20 protein-coding genes are annotated in these 25,633 nt (G+C 66.1%); 10 read left to right on the top strand and 10 right to left on the bottom strand.

Annotation, left to right across the window (positions count from 1 at the left end):
- The first annotated feature begins 98 nt into the window (after positions 1 to 98).
- Complete coding sequence (locus P5W98_RS07830; protein WP_421079524.1) at positions 99 to 1,313, top strand: cystathionine beta-lyase; 1,215 nt, start codon at positions 99 to 101, stop codon at positions 1,311 to 1,313.
- 111 nt (positions 1,314 to 1,424) lie between these two features.
- On the opposite strand, the gene serB is transcribed toward P5W98_RS07830, so the two are convergent.
- Entirely contained in the window at positions 1,425 to 2,264 is an 840-nt protein-coding gene (gene serB / locus P5W98_RS07825) for a phosphoserine phosphatase SerB (protein ID WP_421079523.1), read from the bottom strand.
- A gap of 316 nt (positions 2,265 to 2,580) precedes the next feature.
- Between serB and ligD the strand changes: the two genes are divergently transcribed.
- Both ligD and P5W98_RS07815 read left to right on the top strand, forming a co-directional pair.
- A complete protein-coding gene (ligD, locus tag P5W98_RS07820) occupies positions 2,581 to 3,666 on the top strand; it encodes a non-homologous end-joining DNA ligase (protein ID WP_421024043.1) in 1,086 nt (361 codons plus the stop codon).
- A gap of 225 nt (positions 3,667 to 3,891) precedes the next feature.
- Positions 3,892 to 4,449 carry a DUF6013 family protein gene (locus tag P5W98_RS07815; RefSeq protein ID WP_434718041.1) on the top strand — a complete coding sequence of 186 codons (558 nt, stop codon included), beginning with the start codon at positions 3,892 to 3,894 and terminating at the stop codon, positions 4,447 to 4,449.
- 131 nt (positions 4,450 to 4,580) lie between these two features.
- Here P5W98_RS07815 and P5W98_RS07810 read toward each other — a convergent pair whose 3' ends face one another.
- Both P5W98_RS07810 and P5W98_RS07805 read right to left on the bottom strand, forming a co-directional pair.
- The gene (locus P5W98_RS07810; RefSeq protein WP_434718040.1) at positions 4,581 to 5,405 is read right to left on the bottom strand and encodes an ABC transporter permease; all 825 of its coding nucleotides are present in this window, start codon (positions 5,403 to 5,405) and stop codon (positions 4,581 to 4,583) included.
- Positions 5,402 to 6,154: an ABC transporter ATP-binding protein gene (locus tag P5W98_RS07805; RefSeq protein WP_434718039.1), complete on the bottom strand. Its 753-nt coding sequence runs from the start codon at positions 6,152 to 6,154 to the stop codon at positions 5,402 to 5,404. The genes P5W98_RS07810 and P5W98_RS07805 overlap by 4 nt, the downstream gene beginning before the upstream one ends.
- An 88-nt stretch (positions 6,155 to 6,242) precedes the next feature.
- Between P5W98_RS07805 and P5W98_RS07800 the strand changes: the two genes are divergently transcribed.
- Positions 6,243 to 8,693, top strand: a complete 2,451-nt coding sequence (locus P5W98_RS07800) for an AsmA family protein (RefSeq protein ID WP_434718038.1) — start codon at positions 6,243 to 6,245, stop codon at positions 8,691 to 8,693.
- A gap of 84 nt (positions 8,694 to 8,777) precedes the next feature.
- Here the strand turns inward: P5W98_RS07800 and P5W98_RS07795 are convergent, their stop codons facing one another.
- The gene (locus tag P5W98_RS07795) at positions 8,778 to 9,281 is read right to left on the bottom strand and encodes a hypothetical protein (RefSeq protein WP_434718037.1); all 504 of its coding nucleotides are present in this window, start codon (positions 9,279 to 9,281) and stop codon (positions 8,778 to 8,780) included.
- A 425-nt stretch (positions 9,282 to 9,706) separates the two neighbouring features.
- Here P5W98_RS07795 and P5W98_RS07790 point away from each other — a divergent pair, with 425 nt between their 5' ends.
- The 3 genes from P5W98_RS07790 (at position 9,707) to P5W98_RS07780 (ending at position 14,120) form a co-directional block, all read left to right on the top strand.
- Positions 9,707 to 11,398, top strand: a complete 1,692-nt coding sequence (locus tag P5W98_RS07790; RefSeq protein WP_434718036.1) for a sensor histidine kinase — start codon at positions 9,707 to 9,709, stop codon at positions 11,396 to 11,398.
- A gap of 43 nt (positions 11,399 to 11,441) precedes the next feature.
- Complete coding sequence (locus P5W98_RS07785) at positions 11,442 to 12,026, top strand: response regulator (RefSeq protein ID WP_421079520.1); 585 nt, start codon at positions 11,442 to 11,444, stop codon at positions 12,024 to 12,026.
- Positions 12,027 to 12,113: 87 nt separating this feature from the next.
- Positions 12,114 to 14,120, top strand: coding sequence for a hybrid sensor histidine kinase/response regulator (locus P5W98_RS07780; RefSeq protein WP_421024035.1), 2,007 nt, complete (start codon positions 12,114 to 12,116; stop codon positions 14,118 to 14,120).
- A gap of 58 nt (positions 14,121 to 14,178) precedes the next feature.
- Here the strand turns inward: P5W98_RS07780 and mscL are convergent, their stop codons facing one another.
- From mscL to mfd, 4 genes are all read right to left on the bottom strand, one after another.
- Positions 14,179 to 14,616 (bottom strand): large conductance mechanosensitive channel protein MscL, encoded by a 438-nt coding sequence (gene mscL, locus P5W98_RS07775; protein ID WP_421024034.1) that lies wholly within the window; start codon positions 14,614 to 14,616, stop codon positions 14,179 to 14,181.
- Between the two features lie 143 nt (positions 14,617 to 14,759).
- Positions 14,760 to 15,770, bottom strand: a complete 1,011-nt coding sequence (locus tag P5W98_RS07770) for a threonine/serine dehydratase (RefSeq protein WP_421043740.1) — start codon at positions 15,768 to 15,770, stop codon at positions 14,760 to 14,762.
- Positions 15,771 to 15,822: 52 nt separating this feature from the next.
- Positions 15,823 to 17,064: an acetylornithine deacetylase gene (gene argE / locus P5W98_RS07765; RefSeq protein ID WP_421024032.1), complete on the bottom strand. Its 1,242-nt coding sequence runs from the start codon at positions 17,062 to 17,064 to the stop codon at positions 15,823 to 15,825.
- Between the two features lie 126 nt (positions 17,065 to 17,190).
- The gene (gene mfd, locus P5W98_RS07760; RefSeq protein WP_421024031.1) at positions 17,191 to 20,664 is read right to left on the bottom strand and encodes a transcription-repair coupling factor; all 3,474 of its coding nucleotides are present in this window, start codon (positions 20,662 to 20,664) and stop codon (positions 17,191 to 17,193) included.
- A 280-nt stretch (positions 20,665 to 20,944) separates the two neighbouring features.
- On the opposite strand from mfd, the gene ispD reads away from it, so the two are divergent.
- The 3 genes from ispD to P5W98_RS07745 all read left to right on the top strand — a co-directional run bounded on the left by ispD (position 20,945) and on the right by P5W98_RS07745 (position 23,491).
- Complete coding sequence (gene ispD / locus P5W98_RS07755) at positions 20,945 to 21,664, top strand: 2-C-methyl-D-erythritol 4-phosphate cytidylyltransferase (protein ID WP_434718035.1); 720 nt, start codon at positions 20,945 to 20,947, stop codon at positions 21,662 to 21,664.
- 68 nt (positions 21,665 to 21,732) lie between these two features.
- On the top strand, positions 21,733 to 22,212 hold the full coding sequence (gene ispF, locus P5W98_RS07750; protein ID WP_421024029.1) for a 2-C-methyl-D-erythritol 2,4-cyclodiphosphate synthase: 480 nt from the start codon (positions 21,733 to 21,735) through the stop codon (positions 22,210 to 22,212).
- A gap of 139 nt (positions 22,213 to 22,351) precedes the next feature.
- Positions 22,352 to 23,491, top strand: coding sequence for an acyltransferase family protein (locus tag P5W98_RS07745; RefSeq protein ID WP_434660188.1), 1,140 nt, complete (start codon positions 22,352 to 22,354; stop codon positions 23,489 to 23,491).
- 89 nt (positions 23,492 to 23,580) lie between these two features.
- On the opposite strand, the gene P5W98_RS07740 is transcribed toward P5W98_RS07745, so the two are convergent.
- Together P5W98_RS07740 and P5W98_RS07735 are read right to left on the bottom strand one after the other, a co-directional pair.
- Positions 23,581 to 24,129, bottom strand: a complete 549-nt coding sequence (locus P5W98_RS07740) for a peroxiredoxin (protein ID WP_434660186.1) — start codon at positions 24,127 to 24,129, stop codon at positions 23,581 to 23,583.
- Between the two features lie 134 nt (positions 24,130 to 24,263).
- Complete coding sequence (locus P5W98_RS07735; protein ID WP_421024027.1) at positions 24,264 to 25,613, bottom strand: ATP-binding protein; 1,350 nt, start codon at positions 25,611 to 25,613, stop codon at positions 24,264 to 24,266.
- Positions 25,614 to 25,633 lie beyond the last annotated feature (20 nt).

Raw genomic sequence — 25,633 nt, 5'->3', positions numbered from 1 at the left:
CATTTGGCGCGCGTCGCGGCTCCCGTTTCGTTGTCGGCCTCGTCCTGGGAAGCCCCGCGCCATCTAACCCCCAGCGCATTTACCGCTTGCCATCCGACATGAAGAAATCCGAATCCAGCCGCGCGCTGCAAACGCGCGTCGTTCGCCCCGAAGAAGACATCACGCCCGGCTTCGAATCGTTTGCCGCGCCCGTCACGCGAGCGTCGACGGTCGTGTTCCCCGACCTCAAGTCGGTGCGCGCGCTCGACTGGCGCAACGACGCGCAGTGGCGCTACGGCCTGCACGCGACGCCCACGTCTTCGATGCTCACGCAGCGTCTTGCCGCCATCGAGGGCGGCGAGCATGCGCTGTTGCAGCCGTCCGGTCTCTCGGCCATCTCGAACGTGTACTTCGGGCTCCTGAAGGCTGGCGACGACGTGCTGATTCCTGACAACGTCTATTCGCCGAACCGCGACCACGGCGACTGGCTTGCACGCGATTTCGGGCTGACGGCGCGCTACTACGATCCGATGATCGGCTCTGGCATCGCTGAGCTGATCCGCCCCGAGACGAAGTTGATCTGGCTCGAAGCGCCCGGCTCGGTGACGATGGAAGTACCCGACGTGCGTGCGATCACTGCAGCTGCGCGCGCGCGCAACGTCGTCACGGCGATCGACAACACGTGGTCGGCGGGCCTCGCGTTCAAGCCGTTCGAGCACGGCATCGACATCTCGGTGCAGGCGCTCACGAAGTATCAGTCGGGCGGCAGCGACGTCCTGATGGGCGCAACGATCACGCGGGATCGGGAACTGCATCTGAAGCTCAAGGCGGCGCGCATGCGGCTGGGCATCGGGGTTTCGTCGGACGACTGCTCGCTCGTTCTGCGCGGCCTGCCGAGCATGAAGGCGCGCTTCGAGACGCACGACCGCACCGCGCTCGCGCTCGCGACGTGGCTGAAGTCGCGCGCCGAGATCGCTGCGATGCTGCATCCCGCATTCGCCGATTGTCCGGGCCACGAGTTCTACAAGCGCGATTTCACGGGGGCGGGCGGTCTGTTCTCGGTGGTGTTCGACGGGCAATACAGCCCTGCCCAGATCGACACGTTCTGCGAATCGCTCGAGCTCTTCTCGCTTGGCTGGAGCTGGGGCGGGGCGCATAGTCTCGCGATGCCCTACGACATCGCGTCGATGCGCACGGAGGCGAACTGGCCGCATCGCGGCACGCTGGTGCGCTTCTACATTGGCCTCGAGGATGAAGCCGACCTGCGCGCCGACCTCGAGCGTGCGCTCGCGACGCTCGAAGGCGGCGCATCGGCGCGCGGCCCGCAAGACTGACGCCATAACAAAACGGCCGCGCTTGTCGCCGGGGTTCGCTATCCCGGGACAGGCGCGGCCGTTGTCATTTCAGCACCGCGCGTGCCACATGCGCGGCACGTTCGACGCGCTTCAGAAGAGCCGCAGCAAGCCGTCGAGCCCGACGAAATTGAACGCGACGCTAGCCGCTTCGCGCACCACGGGCTTCGCGCGGAACGCCACCGAAAGCCCCGCCTCGGCCATCATCTTCAGATCGTTCGAGCCGTCGCCCATGGCAATCGCGCGGCGCGGCTCGATGCCGATCTGCGCACAGGTTTCGACCAGCGTGCGCGCCTTCACCTCCGCATTGACGATCTCGCCCACGACGCGGCCGGTGAGTTTGCCCTCGACGATTTCGAGCGTGTTCGCTCGCGTGAAGTCGAGGCCGAGTCGCGCCTTCAGCCGCTCGGTGAAGAACGTGAAGCCGCCCGAAACCAGCAGCGTTTTCAGGCCCGCGGCTTTCGCGCCGGCGAGCATTTTTTCGGCGCCGGGAGAAAGCTGCAGGCGTTCCTCATAGACGCGCTCCAGTGCGCTCGCGTCGAGCCCCTTGAGCAGCGCGACGCGGCGCGTGAGGCTTTCGTTGAAGTCCTTGATCTCGCCGCGCATCGCCGCTTCGGTGATTGCCGCGACTTCGGCTTTCAGGCCGCAGAAGTCGGCGATTTCGTCGATGCATTCGATCGTGATGAGCGTCGAGTCCATGTCCATGGCGACGAGCCCGAAGCCGGCAAGCGTGCGGTCCGACTCGATGAACGCGAAATCGAGTTGATGCGTCCCGCAATAGACGTCGAGGTCCGCGTGCTGTGCCGGCGCGGCGTCTTCGATACGGATCGCGTGCGCGTCGATCGGCACGAGGCGGCTGCCGCGCGCGAGCGCGAGCAGTGGCTTGTGGTGGACGGCTTGCAGCGGAGCGGGGCTCTGGATGACGAGATTCATGACGTGAACAGTGCCGCGATTCCGGGATGGCGCCCCGGAAACGGCGGAGGATCGAACGGGTATCGATAAAAGCGTGCAAGGACGGTCGATCCGGCCAATGCACGGCGGCGAAAGGCGAATTGTACCGTTTCGATGCCGGCGCGCGGCCCGCTCCGCAGCTTACAGAGACGAAAGCCGTCTTTTTAGGCACAATGAAAGCTCGTGCGGCGCCTGCCGGGGGACGGTCGCCGCATGCCGTCAACCGTGCGTATCGTGATGAGCGGCTCGTCTCGCGCGATGCGTCGCACGCGCCCTGCAGGGCGTAAGGGGAACCGGTATGCAGGACGCTCACCATGCCCAGACGGGCGCCGCTCGAACGCCGACCGGCGCGCGGGCCGACGCTGCGGACACCGCAGCGCAAACCGCACCCAGCGCGCCCAACGTGTCTACCCAGCGCGCGCCGCGTGCCTCCATGCCTCGTGCGCCTAGATCTCCTCGAATCTCTTCGGGCCGTCATGGGACCATCGGCGAAGTCGCAGGCATACGCATCACCAGCGCGCGCCGCGTCATCGATGTCGACAGCGGCACACGCAAGCTCGACCTCGTGCGCTATTACGCGCGCGCCGCCCCCTGGCTGCTGCCGCATTTGCGCGATCGTCCAGTTTCGCTCGTGCGTGCGCCGCAAGGTCTCGACGGCGAGCTTTTCTTCCAGCGCCACAGCGCGCGCGCGCCGATTCCCGAGGTGACGCAACACGAAGGCCTCGATCCCGGCCATCCGCCGGTGCTCACCATCGATTCGCTCGAAGCGCTTGTGCACGTCGCGCAGATGGACGCAATCGAGCTGCATACATGGAATGCCGTCACCGCCGATATCGAAGCGCCCGATCGCATCGTGCTCGACCTCGATCCCGATCCGGTGCTCGACTGGGACCGCATGATCGAGGCCGCGCAGCTCACGCGCGCGATGCTCGCCGATCTCGGTCTTGAAGCGTTTTGCAAGACGAGCGGGGGCAAGGGGCTGCACATCGTCGTGCCGCTCATGCACGGTGCGGGCTGGGACGACGCGAAGGCGTTCGCGCGCGCCGTGGCGCAGCGGCTTGCCTCGGGCTGGCCCACGCAGTTCACGGCGACCATGGGCCCCGAGCATCGCAAGAAAAAAATCTTCGTCGACTATCTGCGTAACGTGCGCGGCGCCAGCACGGCGGTTGCCTATGGCGTGCGAGCGCGGCCGGGCATGGGCGTCTCGGTGCCGATCGCGTGGGACGAACTCGCCGATACAACGGGCGGCGCGCAATGGACGCTCGCAAATATCGATGCGCGTCTGGCGCATGTCAACCGCTCGGACCCATGGGCAAATTATGCGCAGGTGCGCCAGTCGATTAGCAGCGAGCTCACGCTGCGGCTGGAGCAGGGCGCTGCTTAGGCGTCGTGCGACGGGGCCCGCTTCGTCTTCGTGCATCACGACAGCACGTTGCGCATTGCTAATAAAATGCGCGGCCTGGCAAGCCGGATAAAACCTGGTCACGCCGACGTCATCGTCCGGCGCAAGGCTTCGCGCGTCGCGCTAGACTGACAGTAGAAGTTCCGCCACGTGCTGCCCGCACCGCGTCGTTCGCGGCCCACGGCAGCTCCCGCCAGGAGGTGACGCATGCCTTGCAGCAGCTCCAGCCGTCCCAGCCGCACTCGCGCGGCGCTCGTTCGTGTTGCCGTTGCCCTGTCTTGCGCGATCGCGCTGCCGGCACTGGCCTCGCCCCCGATCAAGGTGACGTCGAAGACGCCGCCCGATGGCCCGATTCGTTACACGGTCAAGGTCGCGTCGAAGCTCTACGGCAACTCACAGGAGACCCGCACGCTGCGTTCGGGCGACACCGACGACTTTACGTGGCGCACCACGCCGCCAGGCGGCGCGGTGCCGGCGGCGCAGAGTTGTCCCGATTACGCCTCGCTGCCGCTCGACGCGAACGGCGCGATGGTGCGCCAGACGCAGGTGCGTCTCGCGCCTATCGTCGCGGCGGACGGCACGGCGAACGTTCAGGTGAGCTTCCGGGCCCAGGCGCCGCGCACGGGCAAGTCGGCCGCCGGCGCGCAATGTCCCGAAGTGGTCGCCCATAGCGAGGTGCTGCACTTTTCGATGCCGACCAACGGCAGCGCCAAAACGCTCACGCTCAGCGACGGCACGCAGTTGAGCATTTCGGCGCAACGTTAGATGGCTGCGTTCAGAACCGGGCTCACGTTGCGGTAGCGCGGAAATGCACTCGCGCGCGTTGCGGCGAGCGGCTGGAGGCCCTTGACGGCACGTGCGCGCGCGTCCCGTCAAGGCACATCATGCCCGGGACGTCACGCGCGCGCTTTCGTGCGGGCCTGCCGCTCGACGAGCCGCGCGGCCAGGAAGCAATGCTCGGGCGAAAAAAGCCGCCGGTACGCGAGCACGACAGCGCCCACGGTGCCCAGCGCCGACGATGCCGCGATCAGGAACATGATCACGATTTGATAGCGCACCGCCTGCAGCGGCGATTGGCCCGCGAGCACCTGGCCCGTCATCATGCCGGGCAGGCTCACCACACCCACCACAGCCATCTGGTTGAGCGTCGGGATCATGCCCGCGCGCACGGCCTCGCGCGCGCTCGCCTGGGCCGCCTCCCAGCCTGTGGCGCCGAGCGCGAGGGCGCTTTCCACGCGGTCGCGCCGCGCCGTGAGTTCCTGCATCATGCGCTCGACGCCGAGCGACACGCCCGTGAGCGTATTGCCGAGAATCATGCCGAGGATCGGTATCGCATATTGCGGCTCGTACCACGGCCGAATCCGGATCACCACGAAAAGTCCCACAGCCGCCACGAGCCACGCGCTGACCCAGATCGATACGATGCTGTCCACGCGCTGGCCGAGATAGGTGCGAGCGCCGCGCTGCGAGCCCGCGATGCCGGCGATGAGCGTCATCAGTGCCATGAGCGGCAGCACCGCGTACCAGCGGTTGAACGCGAACACCCAGCCGAGCACGTAGCCGATGGCGAGCAACTGCACGACGGTGCGCACGGCGGCCCATGCGAGCTTGCGTTCGAGGTCGAGCTTGAGCAGCACCGAAACGGCGCCGTTGACGAATACCAGCAGCGCGGCGATGGCGACGTCGCCGATGCCGAGGTTCTGCAGCACGCCGGGGCTCATCGCAGGGCCCCCAGCGTGGCGTGCGTGGCGGCGGCCTCGTCGAGCACGCCCGCGCGCATCGTGATGTGGCGCGTGCCCACGCGTTGCGCCTGCGCAGGATCGTGCGAGACCCATACGGTCGCACGTGCGGCGCGCTCGTGTTCGAACCAGTGCGCGATCAGCGTCTCGACCGCGCGCGCCGATTCAGGATCGAGCGAGGCGGTAGGCTCATCGAGCAGCAGCGCCTCGGGATCGAGTTGCAGCACGCGCACGAGCGCCACGATCTGCGCTTCGCCGCCGGATAGCTCCGCGGTCTCGCGCGCGAGGAAACCAGCCCCCCGGCCCGCCGCGTCGAAGAGCGCACGCGCGCGCGCGACGTCGAAGGCTGCATCGCGATAGACCGCGAGCGAGAATGGATAGCGCAGATTGTCCTCCACCGTGCCGTCGATCAGCGCGGGCCGCTGCCGCACGTAGGCAATGTGACGCCGGTAGCGCGGAATCCGCGCGGACGCGATCGGTTGGTCATGCCAGTGCAGGGTGCCGCCGTCGAGCGGATCGAGCAGCGCGAGCGCACGCAGGAATACACTTTTGCCCGATCCGGACGGGCCCGTGAGCACGACGCGTTGACTCGCATGAAGCGCAAAATCGGTGGGCTGTAGCAAGACCTGGCCCCGCTGGGCATCGCGGCGCGTGATGCGTCTTGCTTCGATGAGCGGCGCGCTCGACTTCGGGTCAACGCCGGCCCGGCTCGAATCGTTGTGATGAGTCATCGGAGAATTACAGACAAATAGCAGCCACCGGGCACGCAGGCTGCTGCGCCATCGTTGGCGAAACAACAACGCATAACATGGAGTACGCATGACGTCACGGCAACCCCGCGGCTTGGGCCGCACGCTCGCCAAGATCTTCGCATGGCTCGCGGCCGGTGTCGTGGTGCTCGTCGCCGGGCTGGGCGTCTTCATTTACACCTTCGACTGGAATCGCGCCAGACCCTTTGTCAACGACAAGGTGACGCAAGCTATCGGGCGACCCTTCGCCATCGTCGGCAACCTCAAGGTGGGCTGGCGCCGGCCGCCGAACGAAACGGGCTGGCGCGCCTGGGTGCCCTGGCCGCGCTTCTCGGCCTCCCAAATCGAAGTGGCGAACCCCGACTGGACCCAGACGCCGCACTTTGCCACGCTCGATTCGATCGATTTCGATGTGGCCGTGCTGCCGCTGCTCGCGCACGACATCGTGATTCCGGCGATTCACCTCGAGAATCCGGCCGTCGATATCGAACGCCTCGCCGACGGGCGCAACAACTGGACCTTCAAGCTGGCGTCGTCGGGCGGGCCTTCCACATGGAAGCTTGATCTGCACGACATCACGTTCTCCAGCGGCAATATCGCCGTGAGCGACCAGCAGACGAAAACCGATGTGAAGATCGCCGTGAATCTGCTCGGCAAGGGGATTCCGATTGGCGAGGTGATGGCACAGCAGGAGGCCGCGTCGCGCCAGGGTTCCGCCGAGATGATCGGACGCGCCGGCGCGAACCGGCTCGCGCAGCAGGCGGAGAAGGCTCAGGCCTCCGAGGCGGCCGCCGCAAGCGCTGCATCCGCTGCGAGCGCCGCTAGCGCAGCTAGTGCCTCCAGTGCCTCCAGTGCCTCGAGTGCCTCCAGTGCCTCGAGTGCCTCCAGTGCCTCCAGTGCCTCCAGTGCCTCCAGTGCCTCCAGTGCCTCCAGTGCCTCCAGCGCTGCAAACGCTGCAAGCGCACCTGCGGCACGCAAGCCGAACGAGCCGTTCTACGCGTTCGGCTGGACCGTCAAGGGCACCTACAACAAGACGCCGCTGTCGGGCGCCGGCAAGTTCGGCGGCGTGCTGGCGCTGCAAGACGCAAAGCGGCCGTTCCCGCTCCAGGCCGACGTGCACGCCGGCGACATGCATATCGCACTGGTCGGCACGCTGACCGACCCCATGCATCTCGCCGCTGTCGATCTGCGCCTGTGGCTGCAAGGCCGGAGCATGGCGCATCTATACAGGCTGACCGGCGTGACGCTGCCCGAAACGCCGCCTTACGCAACCGAAGGGCGTTTCGTCGGCCAGTTCCATCGCGGTGCAAGCGTGTTCCGCTACGAGAATTTCACGGGCCGTGTGGGCGGCAGCGACCTGAACGGCACGTTCGTGTACACGCAGCGCCAGCCGCGCCCGCTGCTGTCCGGCGAGCTCGTGTCGAACCTGCTGCAGTTCTCGGATCTGGCGCCGATCATCGGCGCCGACAGCAAAGCGAGCAAGGCGAAGCGCGGCGACACGGCCAGGCAGCCTGCCGGCCGGGTGATCCCCGTCGAGCCGTTCAAGACCGACCGCTGGACGTCCATCGACGCCGACGTGAAGTTCACCGGCAAGCGCATCGTCAAGCAGGGCAGCCTGCCGCTCCAGGACCTCTACACGCACGTGATCCTGACTGACGGCGTGCTCGAGTTCGAGCCGCTGCAATTCGGCGTAGCGGGTGGCCGGTTCGCCACGCGGCTCTCGCTCAATGGCAGCGGCGAACCGCTCAAGGCGCGCGGCACCATCACCGCGCGCCACCTGAAGCTCAAGGAGCTGTTCCCGAAATTCAAGTCGATGCAATCGGCGCTTGGCGAGATCAACGGCGACGCTTCGCTTTCCGCGACCGGAAATTCGCCGGCTGCCCTCGCGGCTACCTCCAACGGCGAGGTGAAGGCGCTGGTCACGCAGGGCACCATCAGCCGCCTGCTGATGGAAGCGGCGGGCCTGAACGTGGCGAATGTGGTCTACGAAAAGCTGTTCGGAAGCCGCGACGTGAACATCAATTGCGCGGCCGCCGATTTCGTGGCGACCAACGGCGTGCTCGATCCGCGCGTGTTCGCGCTGGACACCGACGATGCGGTGATCAACATCGACGGCCCCATCGATCTGCGCAACGAATCGATGGACATGAAGGTGCATCCGCACACCAAGGGTTTTCGGGTGTTCTCGTTGCGCTCGCCGCTCTACGTGAAGGGCACGTTCCAGAATCCGCACGTGGGCGTGGATGCCGCGGCGCTCGCGCTGCGCGGCGGCGCCATGGTGGGGCTCGGGCTCATCAACCCGTTTATGGCACTCTTGCCGCTCGTCGCGCCGAGCAACAACAAGCCGCTGCCGTGCGATCAGTTGTTCGCGCAGATCCGCCAGCGTCCGGCCGCACCGCCGCCGGGCCAGAAGATGCCTTCCTTGCCGCAGCCCGCTAGCGGGACGAAGGCGGTCTCGCCGCCTGCGTCACATGGCGACGCTGCGCAAACCGGCATACAGAGTCTCTACAAGGGCAGTTGAGGCAGATGGCCGACGCCGACGCATTGCAGCCGCGCAGATACAACAACGCCCGACGCTTGAGCGTCGGGCGTTGTTGAGAATGGCTCAGCGCAACTGTTGGCGCGGCGCGGGATCGCCGGTGGTGTCATGGCGGCGTGCCGCGTGCCGCAAGCTGATGCCGGGCCGCGTCCCGCCGAACTCGGGCAGGATTCGCCCGCGCGCCCGGCTCGCGAACACGAGAAAGCCGAAGCCGTCGGCTTCGTACCAGTAGCCGCCGTTCTCGAGCCCCTCGATCGGTTGCTCGAGTGCATGCGCGATCGATTCGATGCAGCGCCGACGCAATTCGCTCGTGCCGGGATAGGGCGGATGCGCACCGCGGACGCTGCATAACAGCACATCGAGCCCAGGCAGCACGTGTGCATAGAGCACTGGTTCGTCCTGCGCGCGCGCACGTGCAATCTTGGTGTCGAGTTGACCAAACGGCTTGAAGTGGCTGAGTACGGCGAGAAACGACTCGTCGCCATCCGCCCTGATGCGTTTACGCTTTTTCGGGAAGGACATAAAAATTCGCCTGAAAAAGGTGGATTGCAAAAAACGCAGCGTTCCCATGCGACCACTCCCGGACTGGTGCGCCGCACGTCGATCCCTCAAGCATACCGATCTGCCAGTTCACGAGGACTCAGGCCCGTGAGGACCCTGTCGACACCCTCGTTGTGTCAGGCAAACGCCATGCCGGACCACACGTCGCGCTCATGTAGGTATCCCGGCGCTCTCTCGCTACCATTTACTTATCTCCGGTCTCAATAATAGACCTGCACGCGCGCGCAGTGTGACGATTTCTCTGGAAAATGCCGGCTTTTCTCACTACGTGGTGCGGGTCACCACATACGTTGTAATCTCATAATCTACCGGGGATAATGATTCGGCACGGGCGGCGCGGCCTTTTCGCGGCACGCGAGGACCTGGCCTGGGGTGGCCGGGCGGGGAGGTCCGGCGCGCAAGCGTGGCCCGGAGCGGCATCTAATCAGACAGACATGAAACTGTTCGCCAAGGGGCTTTTGCTGATCGCGATACCGAGCGCAATCGAACTCGCGCTGCTCGGCCTCGTATTCGATACGCAAGGCGAGGCCGCCCTGGCTGCGAAGAGCGCCGAGAACAGCAAGCAGATTCTCTGGCAGGCCGCGGGCCTCGCCCATCCGCTGTTGCGCGAGGCCGCGCGGGTCCGCACGGCGATCGTGCTCGAAGATCCCTCGTTCATCGACCGTCGCGCTGTTTGGGCCGAATTCTCCGACCGCATCGCGCTGCTCGAGCATATGGTGAGCGACAACCCCAGGCAGCTCGCGCGCATCCAGCGCATCAACGACTCTGCGCGAACGTGGCGCGCGAGCTGTGGAAAGGTGGCCGACGCGCTGCGCGACGGTAATGCCGGGGGCTTCACGTATACGGGCGGCATCGGCCTGCCGCCGGAAATCGACGCGGTGCGCAGCGAGCTGGATGCGTTCATCGCCGAACAAACGCGCTTTGACGAAACGCGCAGCGCCTCGCTGCGCGAGAGCCGCGAGCGGCAGCAGGATGCGCTCATCTTCGCGGTCGCCGGGTCGATGTTGGTCTGGGCCGCCACCGCAGCAGTGTTCGCGCGCAATGTGAGCCTGCGCCTTGCCACGCTGAGCGCCAATGCGCAACGGCTCAGCGTTGGCGTGGCGCTCGCGCCGCCGCTTGCCGGCAACGACGAAATTGCCTCGCTCGACGCCGTGCTCAACCAGACGAGCCGGCGCCTGAGTGAAGCCGAGCATGAACAGACGGCGCTCAAGGCGCAATTGCAGGAGCGCGCCGCGGATCTCGCCGCCGCCAACGACAATCTGCGCCAGGAGAGCCAGGACAACGAGATGTTCATCTACAGCGTCTCACACGACCTGCGCTCGCCGCTCGTGAACCTGCAGGGCTTTTCGAAGGAATTGCAGGTTTCGTGCAGCGATCTGCGCGAGCAGATCGATCTGGCCGATCTGCCGCCTACCGAGCGCCGGCACATGATGGAAGTGCTGGACGGCGATGTCGACGAATCGCTGCAATTCCTGCGCCAGGCCGTGGCGCGCGCGGCAGCCATCATCGACGCGCTGCTGCGCATGTCGCGCGCCGGGCGGCTCGAGTACCGCTGGCAGCGCGTAAATGTGGGGCGGATTGTCGAGCGCGCGCTCGCCGGCCTCGCAGCGGGGCTCGCGCAGCAGGCGCGCATCGAGGTGCGCGAGCTGCCGCCCGCGTGGGGCGACCCCGCGGCGCTCGAGCAGATCTTCGGCAACCTGATCGACAACGCCTTGCGTCATCTCGATCCGGCGCGGCCCGGGCATGTGGAAATCGGCGCACTGGAGCTGGGCGAGGGCGCACAGGGCCGTGCGACGCTGCCCGCCACGTCGCTCGTCACGTCGCTCGTCACGTCTTCCGCGATTGCCGGCGCCACCGCGCGTGATGCCTCGCGCATATCGGGCACGCGCACCCGGACCTATTATGTGCGTGACAATGGCATCGGAATCCCGGCTGCGTATCTGCCCAAACTCTTTCGCGTGTTCCAGCGTCTGCACGGCGGCGAGTCGGACGGGCAGGGCACGGGGCTCGCGCTCGCGCGCCGCATTGCGGAGCGCCATGGCGGCCGCATCTGGGCCGAGTCGACGGAAGGCGCGGGTTCCACTTTCTTCGTCGCGCTGCCCGACGAGCCGCTGCGTGCAGCATGAGGGCACGACCATTGAATCGCATGAGGAAACCTCGGAGAGCGGTATGAGAGAGGGAGAGAGGGCCGAAAAGAAGGCGGACGACAGCGCGGGGACGCAGCCGGATCCGCACCCGGGCGGCGCGCGAGCCGACCTGGCGGCCGAGCCGGGCGAGCCAGGGCGGCGCGTGAGCATCGTGCTGATCGAAGACGACGATGGGCATGCCACGCTGGTCGAACGCAACCTGCGGCGCTCGGGCGTGTCCAACGGCTTTTTGCGTTTTCGCGACGGCCAGGAGGCGCTCGATTACTTCTTTGGCACGCCGGGTGCCGACACCGTTGCAGCGTCGAATTACCCGTCGCGGGAAGAACTGGCGAATTTCGTCGTGCTGCTCGATCTGCGCATGCCGCGCGTGGACGGCTTCGAAGTGCTGCGGCGGTTGAAGGCCGATCCCGTGACCGCTTCAGTGCCGGTGATCGTGCTCACCACGACCGACGATCCGCGCGAGATCGAGCGTTGTTACGAACTGGGCTGCAATGTGTACATCACGAAACCCGTCGAATATGACGCATTCATCGAGGCGGTGCGGCGGCTTGGATTTTTTCTCCAGGTCGTCAAGCTGCCGCCGGGGCATCGCTTCTTGCGTCCTTGATGTTTTCGATTCACGCAGGATCACCACGACAATATCGATACTGCCCGCGTCAGCGGCGCGGCGCCAGCCACAAGGGATGCTCGACGCATGAGCGGCATGAACGGCATGAATGATTTGAACGAAGGGGCGCCGATGTTGGCGGGCGCGCACGTGCTCGTCGTCGACGACGACGAGGGCATTCTGCGGCTCGCGCGCAAATCGCTCGTGCGGGCCGGCGCGCGCGTGGACACCTGCACGGGCGTTGGCGAGGCGCGCGCGGTGCTCGCGGCGCGCACGCCCGACGTGCTCGTGCTCGACTACCAGTTGGACGGCGCCGAGACCGGCCTCGACTTTTTCCGCCGTCTGCGTGCCGAGGACGTGCGCGTGCCGGCGATTCTCGTCACCGGTTTCACCGACGAATCGCGCGTGATCGCCGCGCTGCGCGCGGGCGTCTCCGACGTGGTGCCGAAGTCGGGCGATTACCTCGACTACTTGCCCGAAGCGGTGGCGCGCGTGCTCGCCCAGGTCGCGCTGCAGCGCGCCTCCGACCAGGCGCTGCTCTTGCGCGATCGCGAAGAGCACTACCGCACGTTGTCCGAAGCGCTGCCGCACCTCGTGTTCACCTGCGGGGCGGATGGCGAGTGCGATTTTCTTTCGAAGCAGTGGCGCGAATACACGGGCATCGACGCCGACACGACGCACGGCCTTGCGTGGCTCGACGCCGTGCATCCGGACGACCGCGACGAGATTCGCGACACCTGGCTCAAAGCCGTGCGCACCGCCAACGACGATTACCGGCACGAACTGCGTATTCTGCGCCACGACGGCGCATACCGATGGTTCGACGTCCGAATCGTTGCCATGCGCGATCCACGCGGCGGCGTCAACAAGTGGTTCGGCAGTTGCACAGACATCCATGCGCAGCGCGAGTCGAACGAAGAGCGCGAGCTGCTGCTGGCCTCCGAGCAGGCCGCGCGCCAGGCGGCTGAAGAAGCCAATCGCGCAAAGGACCGCTTTCTGGCGATGCTTTCGCACGAGTTGCGCACGCCGCTTACGCCCGTGCTGGCTGGTACGCGCCTGCTCGAGCAGATTGACGGCTTGCCCGACGCCGCGCGTGCGGGCGTGCTGATGATTCGCCGCAATATCGAACTCGAGGCGCGCCTGATCGACGATCTGCTCGATCTCACGCGCGTCGCGAACGGCAAGCTGAGCCTCACGCTCGACACGGTCGACGTGCACGAGGTGATCGACGCGGTGCTCGAACTCTTTCACAGTGAAATCCAGATCAAGCAGCAGGACGTGCACGTCGAGCGACTGGCGCAGCATCACTACGTGCGCGGCGACCGCGCGCGAATGCAGCAGATGTTCTGGAATCTCGTGCGCAACGCGGCGAAATTCACGCCCGACGGCGGCCATATTTTCGTGCGCACCCGCGATGAGCGCATGCATGTAGTGATCGAAGTCGAGGACACCGGCATAGGTATCGCGCCTGACCAGATCGGCAAGCTCTTTCACGCCTTCGAGCAGGGTAGCCACAACATGACGCGGCAGTTCGGCGGCCTCGGCCTCGGCCTCGCGGTGACGAAGGCGCTGACCGAGGCGCATGGCGGCACCGTGAGCGCGAAGAGCCCGGGGTCGCATTGCGGCGCGACCTTCACGATCGTGCTGCCGACTGCGGCGCCCGCTTCGGGCGCCGCTCGCCCTGCGGACCACAGCGGGCCGCACCGTGCGGGTGCGCTCGACATCCTCCTGATCGAGGACCACGACGACACGGCCGAGGTCATGTCGCAATTGATTCGCACGCTCGGCCACGACGTTTCAGTGGCCGCGAGCGTGGCCAGCGCGCTCGCTCTCACGGCCGCGCAGCATTTCGATCTGGTGGTGAGCGATATCGGTTTGCCGGACGGCTCGGGCATCGACTTCATCCGTGCATTCCGCAAGGAGTCGGCGGCGCCGGCCATCGCGCTCACGGGCTTCGGCACCGACGACGATGTGCGCCGCAGTCTCGACGCCGGCTTCACCGCGCATCTCACGAAGCCCGTGAATTTCGAGCAACTCGAGCGTTTGATCGAAGCGACGGTGACACAGCGCGCAGGCGATGCATCGGTGGCATGAGCGTCGCCCGCGAGATCGAAAAAAAAGCCCGCGAAAGCGGGCTTTTTTTTGACTGTCCTTACTTCTTGAGCGAGTCGCGAATCTCGCGCAGCAGCAACACGTCTTCGGGCGTGGGCGGCGGTGCGGCCGGCGCGGGCGGTTCCGACTGGCGCAGCTTGTTCACGAATTTCACCATCAGAAAGATGATGAAGGCGAGGATCACGAAGTTGATCAGCGCCGTGATGAACGCACCGTAGCCGAACACGGCCACGCCGGCGGTTTGCAGATCCTTGTACGAGTCGGGATTGCCCTTGAAGGTGTCGGGAATGTGGCCGAGCCGGACGAACAGGTTCGAGAAGTCGAGGCCGCCCGTGACGACGCCGATCACCGGCATGATGAGATCCTTCACGACCGAGTTGACGATGGTGGAGAAGGCGCCGCCGATGATCACACCGACTGCGAGATCCATCACATTGCCTTTGACGGCAAACTCCTTGAACTCCTTGATGATGCTCATGAGCGGGCTCTCCTTGAACGGGGCGGCAAAGGCCAGGGGGCGTAAGGGCACAATGGCGCAATGATAGCGAACGCATCTGCAATGCGGTAGCGATTTGACACTGCATGACATTGTGTCGATGGCCGGCCCCGCGTCGCGGGGCCTCAGTGAGCCTGCTCGATCTGCTCGCTAAAGCGTTGCGGGTCGGTATTGGTCCCGCACAGCAGGACGCCCACGCGCTTGCCCTCGAGCGTGTCGCGCAGCGGCCCGTAAAGGCCCGCGGTGGCTGTTGCGCAGGCCGGCTCGACGGCCAGTTTCAGTTCGTCGAAGAGCAGGCGCATCGCCGTGCGCAGGGCGTCGTCCGAGACCGTGACGACGCGCTCGACATGGCGGCGGCATAGCGTATAGCTGTACTGCTCGGTGTGCGGCGACATGAGCGAGTCGGCAATCGTCTGCATGTGGGTCATGCGCACCGTGTGATTCGCCGCGAAGCTGCGGCTCATTACGTCAGCGCCCTCGGGCTCCACGCCGTAGACACGCACGCGCGGGTTGGCGAGGCGCAGCGCCGTGGCGACGCCCGCGGCCAGCCCGCCGCCGCCGATCGGCACGATCACGGCGTCGAGATCGGGTGCCTGGGTCGCCCATTCGTAGCCGAGCGTCGCCGTGCCGAGCACGGTGCGACAGCCGTTGAACGGGTGCACGAAGTAGCGGCCTTCCTCGGCCTCGATGCGGCGCACGATCTCGAATGCCTCGCGGTTGTCGTTGGCCCGCACGATTTCGGCGCCCAGCCTTCGGCACTGCTCGACGCGCGCTTCGCTCACGCTGCGAAAGAGCACGACCTTCACGCCGATGCCAAGCCGCTTTGCCGCGTACGCGACGGCGATCGCATGATTGCCGCCCGAGACGCAGGTGACGCCCGCACTGCGCTGCGCCGCGCTGAGCGCGAGCAGGTGCGTGAACGCGCCGCGCACCTTGAAGCTGCCGCTCGCCTGCAGCAGTTCGAACTTGAAGTTGACGTGCGTGCCGCCGAGCGAGGGCAGGTCGTGGCGGTCGAACACCGGCGTGCGCAGCACCCACGGCGCCAGCATGAAGTGCTGCGAGGCGATCTCGTCCAGGGTTGGAACGGGTTCGCCGTCGATCGTGCGATCGGTGGGCAGCGGCGTGGCGGTTGACATGGCGTTGGACCTGCGCGCGGGACGAGTGTGTTGAGGAGGAGGGCCTCGGTGACTACTGTGCCTGCGCCTGAACCGAAAGGCCGTGCACGAGCTTGCGCAGGAAGCCCTCGCACGCCGCGAGCTGGTCGAGCGAGACGAATTCGTTGGGCTTGTGCGCCTGCTCGATGTCGCCCGGGCCGCACACCACGCTCGGAATGCCTGCACGCGCGAAGAGGCCCGCTTCTGTGCCGTACGCTACCTTGCGCCGCGTGCGGTCGGCGGTGAGCGCGCGCACGAGCTGGGTGATCGCGGCTTGCTCGCTGTCGTCGAGTCCCGGCGCGGCAGCGATTTTCATGAACTCGATCGCGCCCGCTGCATTTTCGCGCTGCATCTTCGGCACGAGCGTTTCGCGCGCGTATTGCTCGATGCGCGCGAAGATCGCGTCGGGGTCGAGTGTGGGCAGGTTGCGGAATTCGAAGGCGAAGCGGCATTCGGCCGGCACCGTGTTGATCGCGTTGCCGCCTTCGATCGTGCTGGTTTGCGCGGTCGTGAACGGCACGTCGTAGAGCTCGTCGAATGGGCCTTTCGCGCGGAACTCGTCGGCCATATCGCGGATGTAGCAGATCAGGCGCGCCGCGTATTCGATGGCATTCAGGCCGCGCGGCGTGAGCGACGAATGGGCAGCATGGCCGCGCACGCAGCATTGATACGCGTTGATGCCCTTGTGCGCCACGATCGGGCGCATGCTCGTGGGTTCGCCAACGATGCAGCCCTCCGGGTTCACGCCGCGCTTGACGAGATCTTCGATCATGAGCGGGGCGCCCACGCAGCCGACTTCCTCATCGAACGAGAGCGCGAGATGCAGCGGCTTCGCGAGTTTGATCTGCTGGATCTCGGGCACGAGCGAGAGCGCTGTGCCGATAAAGCCCTTCATGTCGCAAGTGCCACGTCCATACAGCAGGCCGTCGCGAATCTCGGGCTTGAACGGGTCGCTGTCCCACTTCTGGCCGTCGACGGGCACCACGTCGGTGTGGCCCGACAGCACGATGCCGCCATCGGTCGAGCCGTCGTGGGCGGGCAAGGTGGCGAACAGGTTGGCCCATTTGCCGTTGTGGCCGTAGGTGAGCGTCGCTTCGATGCCGCGCGCGCGCAGGTCGTCGCGCACGGTCTCGATCAGCCCGAGATTCGGATGGCGGCTGACCGTGTCCATCGACACGAGGCGGGTGACCCATGGGAGCGCAGCGGGGAGAGAGGCGGATGACGATGCTTGGGAAGACGGCGTGGACGACTGCGCTGAATCAGCGGCGATGGTCATGATGGACTCCAGCTTGCTTGTCTATCCATATTACCCAAAAAGAATCGCTCAAGCCAAAACGACCCGGGCGAAGCAGCCCGGGTGTGCAATGGCGCAGTGCAACATCCGCCCCGCGCCAAGGCGCATTCAGCGTGCCGCCGCCCTCGCCGGCGCGCCGAGCGCGCGCAGGGTCTCCTTGACCGTCGCCACTCGCACCGCGAGGTCGGGGCTGCGTGTTTCGATGCGCAGCTTGTCCTGCCCCGCGAGCTTGATGTGCTTGTGCTTCTGCACCATTTCGATGATGCGCATGGCGTCGACAGGCGGATTCGGCACGAACTGCAGCCCGATCACGGCTTCGCTCGCGTCGATCTTGGTGACGCCGAGCGGCTTGGCCGCGAGACGCAGCCGATGCGTTTCGATCAGCGCGTGCGCCTGCGGCGGCATCTTGCCGAAGCGGTCGATCAGCTCCTCCTGAATGCCGTCGATCGAATCGTCGTGCTCGCAGTTCGCGAGGCGCTTGTAGAGCGACAGGCGCTCCTGGACGTCGCCGCAATAGTCGGCGGGCAGGATCGCGGGCGCGTGCAGGTTGATCTCCGTGGTTGCGGCGAGCGGCGCGTTCAGATCCGGCTCGCGGCCGTCCTTGAGCGCCTTCACGGCGTCGTTGAGCATGTCGGTGTAGAGCTGGAAGCCGATCTCGTGAATTTCGCCCGACTGCTTGTCGCCGAGCACTTCGCCGGTGCCGCGGATTTCGAGGTCGTGCATCGCGAGATAGAAGCCGGCGCCCAGTTCCTCCATCTGCTGAATCGCTTCGAGACGGCGCTGCGCCTGCTTCGTGAGCCCCTGCGGATCGTGCACGAGCAAATACGCGTAAGCCTGGTGGTGCGAGCGCCCGACGCGGCCGCGCAGTTGGTGGAGCTGGGCGAGGCCGAATTTGTCGGAGCGGTGAATGAGGATGGTGTTCGCGGTCGGCACGTCGATGCCGGTCTCGATGATGGTCGTGCACAGCAGCACGTTCGCGCGCTGCGCCACGAAATCGCGCATCACGGCTTCGAGTTCGCGCTCGTGCATCTGCCCGTGCGCGACCGCAATGCGCGCTTCGGGTACGAGCGCTTCGAGCATCGCGCGGCGGTTCTCGATGGTCTCGACTTCGTTGTGCAGGAAATAAACCTGGCCGCCGCGCTTGAGCTCGCGCAGCATCGCTTCGCGAATCACGCTGTCTTCCTCGCGGCGCACGAAGGTCTTGATGGCGAGGCGCTTTTGCGGCGCGGTCGCAATCACGGAGAAGTCGCGCAGCCCTTCGAGCGCCATGCCGAGCGTGCGCGGAATCGGCGTGGCGGTGAGCGTGAGCACGTCCACTTCGGCGCGCAGCGCCTTCAGGGCCTCCTTCTGGCGCACGCCGAAGCGGTGTTCCTCGTCGATGATCACGAGCCCGAGGCGCTTGAACTGCACATCGGAGGAGAGCAGCTTGTGCGTACCGATCACGATGTCGACGCTGCCTTCGTTGATCTGCTGGATCGCGCTGCTCACTTCCTTCGCGGACTTGAAGCGCGACAGCTCGGCGATGCGCACGGGCCAATCGGCGAAGCGGTCGGTGAAAGTTTGCGTGTGCTGCTCGGCGAGCAGCGTGGTGGGCGAGAGGATCGCCACCTGCTTGCCGCCCATCACGGCGATGAAGGCCGCGCGCAGCGCCACTTCGGTCTTGCCGAAGCCCACGTCGCCGCACACGAGGCGGTCCATGGGCTTGCCGCTCGTCATGTCGCCGATCACGGCCGCGATCGCCGCCGCCTGGTCGGGCGTTTCCTCGAAGCCGAAGCTTTCCGCAAACCTCACGTAGTCGCGCGGCTCGAGCGCGAACGCGTGGCCCTCGCGCGCAGCGCGGCGCGCGTAGAGGTTGAGCAGCTCGGCGGCGGTGTCGCGGATCTGCTGCGCGGCCTTGCGGCGCGCCTTTTCCCACTGGCCCGAGCCGAGCGCGTGCAGCGGGGCGCTATCGGGATCCGCGCCGCTGTAGCGCGAGATCACGTGCAACTGCGAGACCGGCACGTAGAGCTTGCTGGCACTCGCGTATTCGAGGTGGAGGAACTCGGTGTCGCCTTCGCCGAGGTCCATCGTCACGAGCCCGTGGTAGCGGCCGATGCCGTGCTGCGCGTGCACGACCGGGTCGCCCACCTTGAGCTCGGAGAGGTCGCGCACCATCGAATCGACGTTGCTCGCCTGTTCCTGGCGGCGGCGTCCCGCGCGGCGCGCGAGCGGGCCGTAGAGCTCGGTCTCGGTGATGATCGCAAGGCCTTCGCCGGGCAGCGCGAAGCCGGTCGAGAGCGGCGCCACGCCCAGCGCGAAACGCTCGTCGCTGCCGAGCCAGTCTGCGTAGCTGTCCGCGGAGGCGGGGCGCAGATGGTTCTCGGCCAGCAGTTGCGCGATGGTCTCGCGGCGTCCCGCCGACTCCACCGCGAACAGCACACGGTTCTTCGTGGTGTCGAGGTACCCGCGCAGCGCGGCGAGCGGGTCGTCGGCGTGGCGGTCGATCGCGAGGCTCGGCAGCGCGTTGGCCCAGCCGCCCGCACTCGTGGCCGGCAGCGCGAGGCGCGCGAAGGGCTTGGCGAGCGTGAAGAAGTCCTCGTCGGTCAGGAACAGGCGCTGGGGCTCGAGGATCGGCCGCTCGCGGTCGTGCGCGAGGAAGGCGTGGCGCTGCTTCGTGTCGGCTGTGAAGCGGCGGATCGAGGCGTCCAGGTCGCCAGAAAACACCAGTTGCGCATGTTCGGGCAGATAGTGGAACAGCGTGGCCGTTTCTTCGAAGAAAAGCGGCAGGTAGTACTCGATGCCCGCGGAAGGCACGCCGTTGCCGATGTCCTTGTAGATGGACGCGCGGCTCGGATCGCCTTCGAACACCTCGCGCCAGCGGCTGCGAAACGCCGTGCGCGCGGCCTCGTCGAACGGGAACTCGCGGCCTGGCAGGAGGCGCACGTCCTTGACCGGATAGAGGCTGCGCTGGTTGTCCGGGTCGAAGGCGCGGATCGAGTCGACCTGATCGTCGAACAGGTCGAGGCGGTACGGCAGCGGCGAGCCCATCGGGAACAAGTCGATCAGCGAGCCGCGTACGCAGTATTCGCCGGGCCGCACGACCTGGCTCACATGCTCGTAGCCGGCCAGTGTGAGCTGCGACTTGAGCTTCGCCTCGTCGAGGCGCTCGCCCTGCGTGAACGAGAACGTGTAGGCCGCGAGAAACGATGCGGGCGGCATGCGGTACAGCGCGGTCGTGGCCGGCACGATGAGGATGTCGCAGCGGCCCTCGCCGAGGTCGTGCAGCGTCGCAAGGCGCTCGGACACGAGGTCCTGGTGCGGCGAGAACGTGTCGTAGGGCAGCGTTTCCCAGTCGGGCAACAGGCGCACGCGCGCTTCGGGCGCGAAGAACGGGATTTCCTGGGCGAGGCGCTGGGCGTCCACGGCGCTCGCGCAGATCACCGCCAGAAGCGGGGCGCTTGCACGCGCGGCTTCGCGATAGCGGGCGATCAGGAGCGCATCGGACGAGCCGTGCGTGCCGTCGAAGGCAAAGCGCTGCCCCGGCTTGACGATGGCGACCGGGGACGAAGACGGCGACTGCTTGGGTGCGGCGATATCGGACATAGGGGCAACAGAGTGGCGAGGCGCTGCTTATCGTATGCGTCAGTGATGTGTCAGTAGCGGAGCGCGCGAGGCAACGCGCATGCGATCCGGTTATCGACAGCCATTCGTAAGGCAAAAGGGCGCGCGCAGCCATGCGAAGGGCGGCCAACGTATCCGCCACGCCCGCCAGGCAACGCAGGTTGCGGCGCTGGCCGAGGGCCTTGAGCGAGCGGCTGACGTGTGGTCAAAGGACCTATTATAAAATCCGTCCTTTACTTTGACTCATGCGGCCTGCAATACCGTGACCCCACGTCTTTTTGCCCTGATACCCTGTGCCGGCACCGGCAGCCGTTCGGGATCGGCGATGCCCAAGCAATACCGGGCGGTTGCCGGACACGAACTCCTGCACTATACGCTCGCGGCATTTGACGCCTGCAGCGAATTCTCCCAGACGCTCGTGGTTATTTCTCCCGACGATAGCCATTTCGACGCGCGCCGCTTCGCCGGCCTGCGCTTCGCGGTGCGCCGCAAGGGCGGGGCGTCGCGCCAGGCGTCGGTCTACAACGGCCTGATCGCGCTGGCCGACTTCGGCGCCACCGACGACGACTGGGTGCTCGTGCACGACGCCGCGCGCCCCGGCATCACGCCCGCGCTGATCCGCTCGCTCGTCGAAGCGCTCAAGGACGACCCCGTGGGCGGCGTCATGGCGCTGCCCGTCGCCGACACGCTCAAGCGCGTCGCGCCCCGGCACGTGCCGGGCGGCCCGCGCATCGCGCGCACGGAAGCGCGCGATGGCCTCTGGCAGGCCCAGACCCCGCAGATGTTCCGCATCGGCATGCTGCGCACGGCGATCGAGCGCGCACAGCAAGAAGGTCACGATCTCACCGACGAAGCGAGCGCCATCGAATGGCTCGGCCATTCGCCGCGGCTCGTGCAGGGCAGCCTGCGCAACTTCAAGGTGACCTACCCAGAAGACTTCGCACTCGCCGAAGCCATTCTCAGCCGCAATCCTGGCAACTGAGCAGACAACTGAGCAGGAAACTGGGCCGGCAATTGAGCCGGCCAACAGAGCTACACGGAAGACCTCATATGGATATCAGAATCGGACAAGGCTATGACGTGCACGCGCTCGTGCCGGGACGTCCGCTCGTCATCGGCGGCGTGACGGTGCCTTACGAGCGCGGGCTGCTCGGCCACTCGGACGCCGACGTGCTTTTGCACGCGATCACCGACGCGCTGTTCGGCGCCGCCGCGCTCGGCGACATCGGTCGCCATTTCCCGGACACCGACAAGCAGTTCTACGGCGCGAACAGCCGCGTGCTGCTGCGCGAGTGCATGCGCCGCGTGCAGGAGGCGGGCTTCACGCTCGTGAACGTGGACACCACCGTGATTGCACAGGCGCCGAAGCTCGCGCCGCATATCGAAGCGATGCGCGCATGCATTGCGGAAGATCTGCAACTGCCGCTCGATCGCGTGAACGTGAAGGCAAAAACCAACGAGAAGCTCGGCTATCTGGGCCGTGGCGAAGGCATCGAGGCGCAGGCGGCCGTGCTGCTCACGCGGGTCTAGCAGGCCGTGTGCCTGCTGCCGTACCCAGGGCGGTGATTGCATCTGCAATCACCGCCCTGGCTTTTCTTGTCGATTAATTTCCGTTTTTTTTCGCCGCATACTCAAGGCGGATTAAGTCGTACCGGAAGCGGAAAGGTTCATGACGAGACTCGAAAGACGCGTGAAAGGCCTCGACGGTCTCCGGGCACTGGCTGTGATGCTGGTGTTCCTCTCGCACAAGGCGCACGTCGACGCAATCGACGCAGGCAAGATCGGCGTGTGGCTGTTCTTCCTCATCAGCGGTTATCTCATCATCGGCGAACTGCATCGCAACCGCCTGCGCGTCGAGCAACGCACAGCGCGCCGCGATGCGGTGCTTTATGTATTTTTCGTCAAGCGCACGTTGCGCATCTTCCCGGTCTATTATTTGCTGCTCATCGCGCTGACGATCGCACATGCGTTCTTCTATCAACGCGATGTGGATCTCGGGCTCGCCTGGCATTACGTATTCCTCTCCAATTTCTGGATCGGCATTGTCCATGATGGATGGCCGGGCTCGGTCTCGCATTTCTGGAGCCTCGCGGTCGAGCAGCAGTTCTATCTGATCGCGCCGTTTGCGCTGCTGTTCACGCGCGCTTCATATCATCTGGCGATTTGCGTCGTCATGATCTGCGGCGCGGCGCTCGCGCATCTCGTGCTCTACGCGACTGGTGCGATCGAGCCGCTCGTCTATGCGTTCTCGCCGTGGAATTTCGCCTTGCTCGCGCTCGGCGGCGTGCTGGCCATCGGCGGCGCCCGCGTGCCGATCCAGGGGAGGGTGCGAAGCGGCGCCTGGTTCGTGCTCGCATGCGCGGGTCTCGTGACATTCGCGCTGGCGCGCGCCGATTGCGACACCTGTGAAGCGGCACAACGCGCCATCTTGCCAGGCTTGCTCGATATCGGCCTGGCGCTTTCGCTCGGTGCAGTATTTCTATGGCTCGTGCGACGCCAGGACAGCCTGCTCGCGACCGCGCTGGAAGCCAGGCCGCTCGCGTATCTCGGCACTATCAGCTACGGGTTCTATCTGTTCCACAATCTGGTGCCGTCGCGTCTGGGCGAGGCGCCGGCGTTCTACGCAAGCTTGCACGTGCCGCCGCTGGCGCAGGACCTGCTGTCGCTCGTCATGCAGTTCGCGCTTTCGGTGTTGCTTGCGCATCTGTCGTGGCAGTTGCTGGAAAAGCGCGTGCTCGAATGGAAGGAGCCGCTCGCCACGGCGATCCGTAGTCGCCTGCCTGCGCGCGCGGCCGCCGGGCGGACCTGAGCGGGGCGGCGTTGAGCCGCTCTCAGTGCGCAGACTGCATGTGCGGCCTGCACATGCAACCTGTGCACGCGGCTTTCAGCATGCGTGCCTCAAAACGTCGCGCCGCCCACCTCGCGATCGCTCGGGCAGAGTTCGCCGGTTTGCAGCCCATCGAGCACGCGCAGGATTTCGGCGGCGCTGCGCCCGACGCTCAGGTTGTTCACCGAGACGTGCTGAATGACATTGTCCGGATCGACGATGAAGGTCGCCCGCAGCGCCACGCCCGCTTCCTTATCGCGAATGCCGAGCTGGTCGATCAACTCGCCTTTCACGTCGCCGAACGCATAGTGGTTCAGCCGGTCGAGCGCCTTGTTCTCGCGCCGCCACGCGAGCTTCACGTATTCGTTGTCGCAACTGCCACCCAACAGCACGGTCTCGCGGTCTTCGAATTCCTTGTGCAATTGCGCGAATGCCGTGATCTCGGTCGGGCAGACCGTCGTGAAATCTTTCGGATAGAAGTAGATCACTTTCCACTTGTCGGGAAAGCTGCGCTCGGTGAACTCCATGAACGCGGACTCGCCGTTTTCTTCGGGCTGGTTGAAGCCGGGTTTCGCGGCGGTGACCGTGAAGGCTTCGAGTTTGTCGCCAACGGTTTTCATGGCGTCGCTCCTTGAACGCGGGGCGCACGCGCGCCCCGTGCGCGCGCCTCATGGCCCGATGTTTGGGCTAATTGTGGCAGGGGCGGAGCGCGCGTGCCACCGGCGTGCGCCGGGACCGGGGCAAAGGCTGAAACTCAGGCGCCCTTGGCGAGCGGAAACTCGATGGTGACTTCGAGACCCGGCCCCGGCGCGCGATTGCGCAGGCGCAGCGCGCCGCGATAGCGGCCCACGAGGCGCTGCACGATGGCCATGCCGAGGCCCGTGCCGTTGGCCTGGGTGCGGGCGCTGTCGACGCGATAGAACGGCCGTGTGACGAGCGGAAGCTGGTCTTCGGGAATGCCGGGGCCTTCGTCGACCACCGAAAGCTCCACGCGCGAATGCGAGACGCGGGTTTCCAGCATGATGTGAGGAATGCCGTCGGACTCGCTCAAGCCGTACTTGCGCGCATTTTCGATCAGATTGCCCACCACGCGGCGCATGTCGGTGTCGTCGGCTTCGATCACGGCCGTGGGCGCAAGACGCGTGATCAGGCGCACGCCGTCCTCGGTGGCCATGCGCGCGGCCATTTCGCTCGCGATGACCGACAGGTCGACGCGCTCGGGCATGCGCTGCACGGGCCGCGCATAGTCGAGGAAACGGCCGATGATCATGTCCATCTGCTCGATGTCGTCGATCATCGCGTCCTTGGTCGCCTGGTCGGACGGACTCATTTCCGTTTCCAGCCGCAGCCGCGCGAGCGGCGTGCGCAGATCGTGCGAGATGCCGGCGAGCATGAGCGCCCGGTCGGCCTCCAACTGCTCGAGGTCACGCACCATCTGGTTGAACGAGCGATTGGTCTCGGCGGCCACGCCCATGCCGCTTTCGGGCAGCTTCGCGGGCGACTGGCCCGAGCCCACCATGCGCGCGGACATGGCGAGCCGCGCGAACGGCCGGTTCACGAGACTCGTGATGAATGCCGCGCCGAACAGCGAGAGCGCGAGGGCGGATACGCCCCAGCCGACCCACTGGAGGCCCGTGACGTTGTCGAGCTGGTCGCGATCGAGCGCGACCCAGTAATCGTCGTCGTCGATCTTGAAGCTGATCCACACGCCGGGAATGCCGTTCACCGACTGCGCAATCACGGTGTCGTCGCCAAGACGCCCGCGGATGTCGTGCTCGATCAGGCGATTGAGCGATTCGTCAGGCTGAAGCTTGTATTTGTCGGTGGCCTCGCGCGGGTAGACGCGTACGCCCTCGTTGCTTTCCAGGTCCTGGAGCAGCGCGCGGCGCAAGTCGGGATCGGAGTAGAGGAGCGCAGTGCGCGTGAGCTTGACGACGGCGACGAGTTGCAGCGCCACGCGCTGCGCGCGCGGCTCGCGCTCGATCACGCGAAAGCTCTGGAACCACGCGGCGAGACTGACCGCGATGAGAAGGGCGATCAGCAGGAAGGTGCGCCAGAACAGATCGCCAAACGCGAGCGTCAGCAAACGCCGGTCAATCCGCATGGGCCCTTCCCGTTTCAACA

It is taken from the genome of Paraburkholderia sp. A1BS-2L (assembly GCF_051125205.1).
Taxonomy (GTDB): Bacteria; Pseudomonadota; Gammaproteobacteria; order Burkholderiales; family Burkholderiaceae; genus Paraburkholderia.
The sequence above is the reverse complement of the archived record's forward strand: the minus strand, read 5'-3'. Positions and strand labels throughout refer to the sequence as shown.